The 5,549-nt window shown below is 60.0% G+C and carries 5 protein-coding genes; 1 reads left to right on the forward strand and 4 read right to left on the reverse strand.

From position 1 onward, the window contains the following. The 4 genes from H5U38_14235 to H5U38_14250 form a co-directional block, all read right to left on the reverse strand. Positions 1-1,524 (reverse strand): hypothetical protein (locus H5U38_14235; protein ID MBC7188178.1); only part of this gene is annotated, 1,524 nt, incomplete at its 3' end. 40 nt (positions 1,525-1,564) lie between these two features. Next, the gene (locus H5U38_14240; protein ID MBC7188179.1) at positions 1,565-2,563 is read right to left on the reverse strand and encodes a hypothetical protein; all 999 of its coding nucleotides are present in this window, start codon (positions 2,561-2,563) and stop codon (positions 1,565-1,567) included. Positions 2,564-2,603: 40 nt separating this feature from the next. Continuing rightward, complete coding sequence (locus H5U38_14245; GenBank protein MBC7188180.1) at positions 2,604-3,677, reverse strand: dihydrodipicolinate synthase family protein; 1,074 nt, start codon at positions 3,675-3,677, stop codon at positions 2,604-2,606. Between the two features lie 9 nt (positions 3,678-3,686). Beyond that, a complete protein-coding gene (locus H5U38_14250) occupies positions 3,687-4,703 on the reverse strand; it encodes an NAD(P)-dependent oxidoreductase (protein MBC7188181.1) in 1,017 nt (338 codons plus the stop codon). 400 nt (positions 4,704-5,103) lie between these two features. Here H5U38_14250 and H5U38_14255 point away from each other — a divergent pair. Next, on the forward strand, positions 5,104-5,549 hold a 446-nt coding region (locus H5U38_14255), incomplete at its 3' end, for a hypothetical protein (protein ID MBC7188182.1).

Consider the following 5,549-nt stretch of genomic DNA (forward strand, 5'->3'; position numbering starts at 1 on the left):
ATTGTGCCGGATCTTTTCCTTGAACTCCTCGAAAGATGTGTACTCGTCCTGCTGCGCCACTTCCACGACGCAGCCGTTTCGCAAGGCGTAACTGCGGAAGCGATAGCCCTCTGGTTCCTCCATCCACTCGCCCGGTTTGAGCGGAAAGTAGGCGATGTAGCTCCGTCCGCCCTGGACGAATATCCACCCGGAAGGGTCTACTTCGCGCCGCGCCAGATCTTTGGGAAAGTAAGTATCGATGTGCGGAAAAGTCGTGCCGGGCGGAATGTCATATAGGACGATCAACGCATTCTTGTGCTGAAAAGTCTTCTCGTAGGGCGAGCTGGACGACCACTTGTTCTCGCTGCCATAGTAGGTGTGGAAGCGGGTGACCTCGTCAAGGGCAAACTTCATCTCTTCCGGGAAAAACATGCCCAAGTCTTCCTCGCCGATGTAGGGGTGAACCGAGAAAATGGAGGCGTGCCGGCTCTCAGTGACAAAGCTCACGTCCCACACATGCTGCTGAATAGGCTGCAGAATGCCACCGCCCATCATCGAGCCGAGCGCATAGTCTTTCGTCATGTAGGTGTATTTGTAGACAGGCGGGTTTTTCTCTGTGCCGAGGCGCATGATGTTGCGCACGCGCTTGGTTTCGGTGTGCACGTACGGCCTGCTGCGGTCAGTGCCGATGCGGTAAAAGACCTCGGGAAGCACAAAGTCGCTGAACGCTGCGGCGAGCAACGTATCATCGAACCGCGGCGGGGTCCTGCCAAAGAAGAGCCACGCCCAGCTATTCATCACCGAAGCGGGATTCGTCTTGTCGAGCAGGCGCTCCGGGTACTCGCGGCTGTGAGCGCCGACGTACATCCCCTCCAAGTGCTCCACCGCAAAGTCAGCGATCAACCAGTACAGCATCGCCTTGGCATTGTCCCGCATCACGGGGTCTTCGGCCCATTGCGAGAGCCCAAACATGGGCGCGAGGAAAAACGCCATGTAGGTGGGGGAATCGTACTCTCCCTGGCCGATGGTCGTGGTGGTGCGCATCCAGTAGTCCAGCCAGGCGCGTGCTTCCTCCATGTTCTCTGCAGCAGACTTGCCTGTGTACCACTGCTCCGGGGGGAGGTCGGGGAAGGCCTGAGCGGCCAGGTAAAGCCCTGTGTAGTACATGGTGAGGTGGTTTTCGGTGTCGCCGCGATAGAAGCGCGCGGTAAGCATTGCCTCGCGCACCTGTTGTTTGAGGCTATCCGGGAGCCGGTCCCGCACCGCCATGTAGCTGATCATCAGACTGTAGATGTCGAACATGCCTGAGGGCGACTTTTCTAAGCGGCGCAGCGCGCGCGAAAAGGTGCGGAGCCCTTGCTCTTTGTGCGCGCCGTTGTAGATCTTGGCTGCCGCAGAGAAGAAACCCTCACTCTTGCACGTATCAGCCCAGGCCAGCACCTGATTGAGTCTTTCCTTGTAGCCGGTTTCGCCGGCGGACGCCAGACAGTTAACGCAGAACAGGAACAGGGCCGCCATCCCGAAAGCAAAGTGCACTCGTGCCATGTCAATGCTCCATGCTGCCAGAAGGTGAGAGGTCATAAGTCTACTCGAAGAACATGTCCCAGACTTGGCTTGTTTCCAAACCGATGAAGTGCCAGTGGGCGCCGCCGTCAGTGCTGCACCACACGCCATCGTTGAGCGTGCCGAGATAGACGGTGCTCTTGTCATCCGGGTCGACCAGCACCGCGTGGATATCCAGCACGCGCAGGCCCTCGTTGCAACTCCTCCAGGAGGCGCCCCCGTCTTCAGACTTGAAGACCCCGCCCTGGAAGGTGCCAGCGTACATCGTGCGGTCGTCTTGAGGCGCAAAGGCAAGCGCGTATACAGTCCTGTGCGTGAGACCCGCATTCGCGGGATGCCAGGTAGTACCGCGGTCGGAAGAGAGCCATACCCCGTCTTCCTCGGTGCCCGCAGCAAGCATATCGCGGTATACGGGGTGCTGCACAATCGTCCGCACACCCAAGCCCAGCAAGCCGATTGGCTCCCAGTGTTCGGCTCCGTCCCTGCTCCGGCAGACCCCGGCTTCGGTGGCGCAGTAGAGGGTTTCCGGGTCATCTGGGTCGATAATCAGCGCGGCAGTGAACGTGCTGGCGAGCCCGCGGTTCTTCTCCTGCCAGGTCTTACCCCCGTCGGCAGTCTTAAAGATCCCATAGGCAGAAGCGGTGTAAACGACGTCGCTGTTGCGCGGATCGATTGCCACCTTTAAGCACTCCGTGATGTTCCAGCCGGTGGTGATGATCCATGACTGGCCGCCGTCCGGGGACTTTTGCACGCCATTGCCGCAGGCCAGGTAGTAGACGCGTTGGCCGTTGACCACAGCAGTCGCCCCGGAAAAGCACTTGGTGTAATGCCAGCCAAAGTGCTCCCATGTTTGGCCCCTGTCCCGGGTGGCGAACAGCCCTACGCTGGGGAAATCCCGCTTCGACAATCTGAAGACCTTGGTGCTGCGCGTCACCACGTACAAGGTGCGCGCAAATCCCATTTCGGCGAAGCTGGACGAAACCAACAGGCAGATGATAGCAACGCGCAGCAGCTTGCTCATAGCATGTCTCCCTGGTAAAGCAATGACGTGGTCACACTTTTCACGACAGCCACCTGTGGAGATTCTCTGCGACGAATGTATCGTCGTTCAACTCGGGATAAGCGGCATAGACCCGGTCGATTTCCGCCTTTTGCGCTGCGGACAGGCGCTCGTTCGGGTCCAGGGTCCGTACTCCTTGCAGCAGGCCTTGGCGCCTGAGGACTTCGTGCAGACCGACGATGCAGCCGGCAAAGCCGTGGGCGGCGTCGAAGAATGCGGCGTTGCAGTCGGTCACCCGTGCGGCGAGCGTCAGGAGCTCAGCCGGAATATCCCCGCCGCTGGCTGCCACAGCACTCACCCGGGCGAAAAGCTCCACTGCCTTTTTCGTCCACACTGCCCAGTGACCCAGCAATCCGCCGACGATGCGTTTCTGGACCCTGGTGCAGCCAACTGGCAGGGAGTAGGTGGTGAGAAGGTCGATCACGATGTTATCGTCATTGCCCGTGTACAGGGCGATCTCTTCGCCACGTCCTGACTCGACCACGCCCCGCACGACGTCCAAGGTCTGGTAGCGGTTGAACGGCGCTATCTTGATGGCAACCACATTCTCTATGCAGGCAAAGCGTCGCCAAAAGTCGACATCCAGAACGCGTCCGCCGACTGCCGGCTGCAGATAAAAGCCGAATAGCGGCATGACCGACGCAACGGCGCGGCAGTGGGAGATGAGCTCTTGGTTGGTCGCTTTCTTGAACGCCGCCAGGCTCAGGAGTACCGCATGGTAGCCCAACTGGGCTGCCAGTTCCGCTTCGCGCACCGCCTGGGCCGTTCTGCCCACGACCCCCGCCACCTTCAGCACCGGCCTGCCGGTGGACCTCATATAGCGGTCAACCTCTTCGCTTGCCAGCTCCAACACAGGCCGCAGAAGCCCCACGGTCGGTTTGCGAATGGCGAACTGGGTCGTATGCACTGCCACAGCGACCCCGCCGACCCCGGCGTCCAAGTAGTAGCGGGTGAGCGCACGTTGGCGGCGTTCGTCAAGGGTGCGTCGCCGGCTGAGCGCCAGCGGATGGGCAGGGATCACCATCCCCGCACGCACGCGCGCCAAAAGCTCTGCAGGGAGAGACGGATAGGACATCGATGCGCCTCAGAACTTCCCATTCCTTACTTCAAAGTGGGTTGGCTTGTGCAGCAGCGGTCGGCCACTGGCAATCCAATCGGCCGTCCACCGAATCAGCACCTCCAATGGAATCCTCGGGTAGCCAAAAAGCCCGAAGGCCCGGGCTGCATTGCTCAGGAGCGCGGTGTCGCTTTCCTGTCCCACGAACTTTGGCTCCTTGCCGAAAAGTGCGCCGAATTGGGTAGCCAGCCAGCGCACTGCTGCCGTCTCCGGTCCTGTGACGTTCAACACCAGGGCTGGAGACTGACAGTGCTGCAGGCAGCGGAGCACCATTGCGTTGACGTCACCCTGCCAGATCACATTCACGTGCCCCATGCTCAGGTCAATGGGCTCGTCGGCAAACACCTTCTGGGCTATATCGACGAGCACTCCGTAGCGCATCTCTACGGCATAGTTCAACCTAATGATAGCCACGGGGGTGTGATAGTGCAGGGAGGCGTACTCAAACATTCTTTCGCGGCCCAAGCACGATTGGGCGTATTCGCCCACTGGCTGCGGGGGGTCAGTTTCCAGCGAACCGCCGCTCCCTACGGGCACCAGCGGATACACGCAGCCTGTGGAAAAGGCGACAATTCGCGAACCGCGAAAGCGTTCCGCGACCAGCGCAGGCAGGTAGCAGTTGATGGCCCAGGTGAGAGGGAGGTTCGCCACCGAACCGAATTTCATGCCGGCCATGAAGATAACGTTGGGCACATCCGGCAGGCGTTCCAAGAAAGCCCGGTCGAGGAGGTCCCCGTGGATGGCCTCAATGCCGTCGCGCTCCAATTCAGCTCGGGCTTGCTCGCTCTCGAAGAGCGCCACGCCAATGATGCGACGTGCGACCCCTGCCGCCTCCGAGGCCCGCTTAGCCATGCGGGCCAGCGAGGGGCCGATCTTGCCACCCACACCGAGAATGAGGATGTCCCCTTGGAGTGCAGCAAATGCCGCAATTACCTCTGGAGAAGGTTCTGAGAGGAGGTCCTCAAGCTGTGCTTCGTCGTTGATTCGCGAAGGCCAATGCGGTGACATGCGCTCTCCTGTAGGCTACGTCGGAAGTGGAATATATCAAATACGGGCGAACAAAGCAAGCGGTAAAGCGACCTGGCCCCCACAGCACGGGGAGCAAGGCCCTGCTGTGCGACCGCTGATGAGATGGCAGATTGGGCTTTGGGCGAAGGCGGAAGGGAATAATCACTTGGATTTTGACGGGTGATTTTCTATATTTGTCGTCCACTTGGGCTTCAGTAACGCCCGAATTGCCGTGCTCGTTGGCCTTCGCATTCCCCAAGGCGGGCAATTACGCACCCAGACCTCGGGCGACACTATCGCCTGTGGCAAGGGCCGGTCGGTTTCTTCCTCGGATTAACTCTCTTCGTAAACTGGTTTGTTCGAGCGTGGAGGTATTATGGCACAACATCAGCGATTCAATTTCAAGAGCAAGGAAGACCTCTTCGCCAAGCTGCGGGATCTGGGACTCACTTTGCCTTACGACGAAGATCTCAGCATCCTCTTCGACAAGCTCACCATTGCCGGAAGGAGGCTGCCCAATCGTTTTCTGGTTCATCCCATCGAGGGCTTCGACGCAGCCCCGGACGGCGGACCAGGGGATCTCACCTTCCGTCGCTACCGGCGTTACGCCGCCGGGGGAAGCGGTTTCATCTGGTTTGAGGCTACTGCTGTGGTGCCAGAGGGGAGGTCCAACCCGCGCCAGTTGTGGATCCACCCTGACAACGTGGATGACTTCGCGCGGCTGGTGGAGGAAACACGGCAGGCCGCGCGCACGTCGTTTGGCGGTCAGCGCGAGATCGTCTGCGTACTGCAGCTCACCCATTCGGGGCGCTACTCCAAGCC

Source organism: Calditrichota bacterium (assembly GCA_014359355.1).
GTDB lineage: Bacteria > Zhuqueibacterota > Zhuqueibacteria > JANLFK01 > Oleimicrobiaceae > Oleimicrobium.

Coding starts and splice junctions, on each gene's coding strand:
- H5U38_14245 (MBC7188180.1), bottom strand. CDS start 3,677: ATGTCCTATCCGTCTCTCCCTGCAGAGCTTTTGGCGCGCGTGCGTGCG.
- H5U38_14240 (MBC7188179.1), bottom strand. CDS start 2,563: ATGAGCAAGCTGCTGCGCGTTGCTATCATCTGCCTGTTGGTTTCGTCC.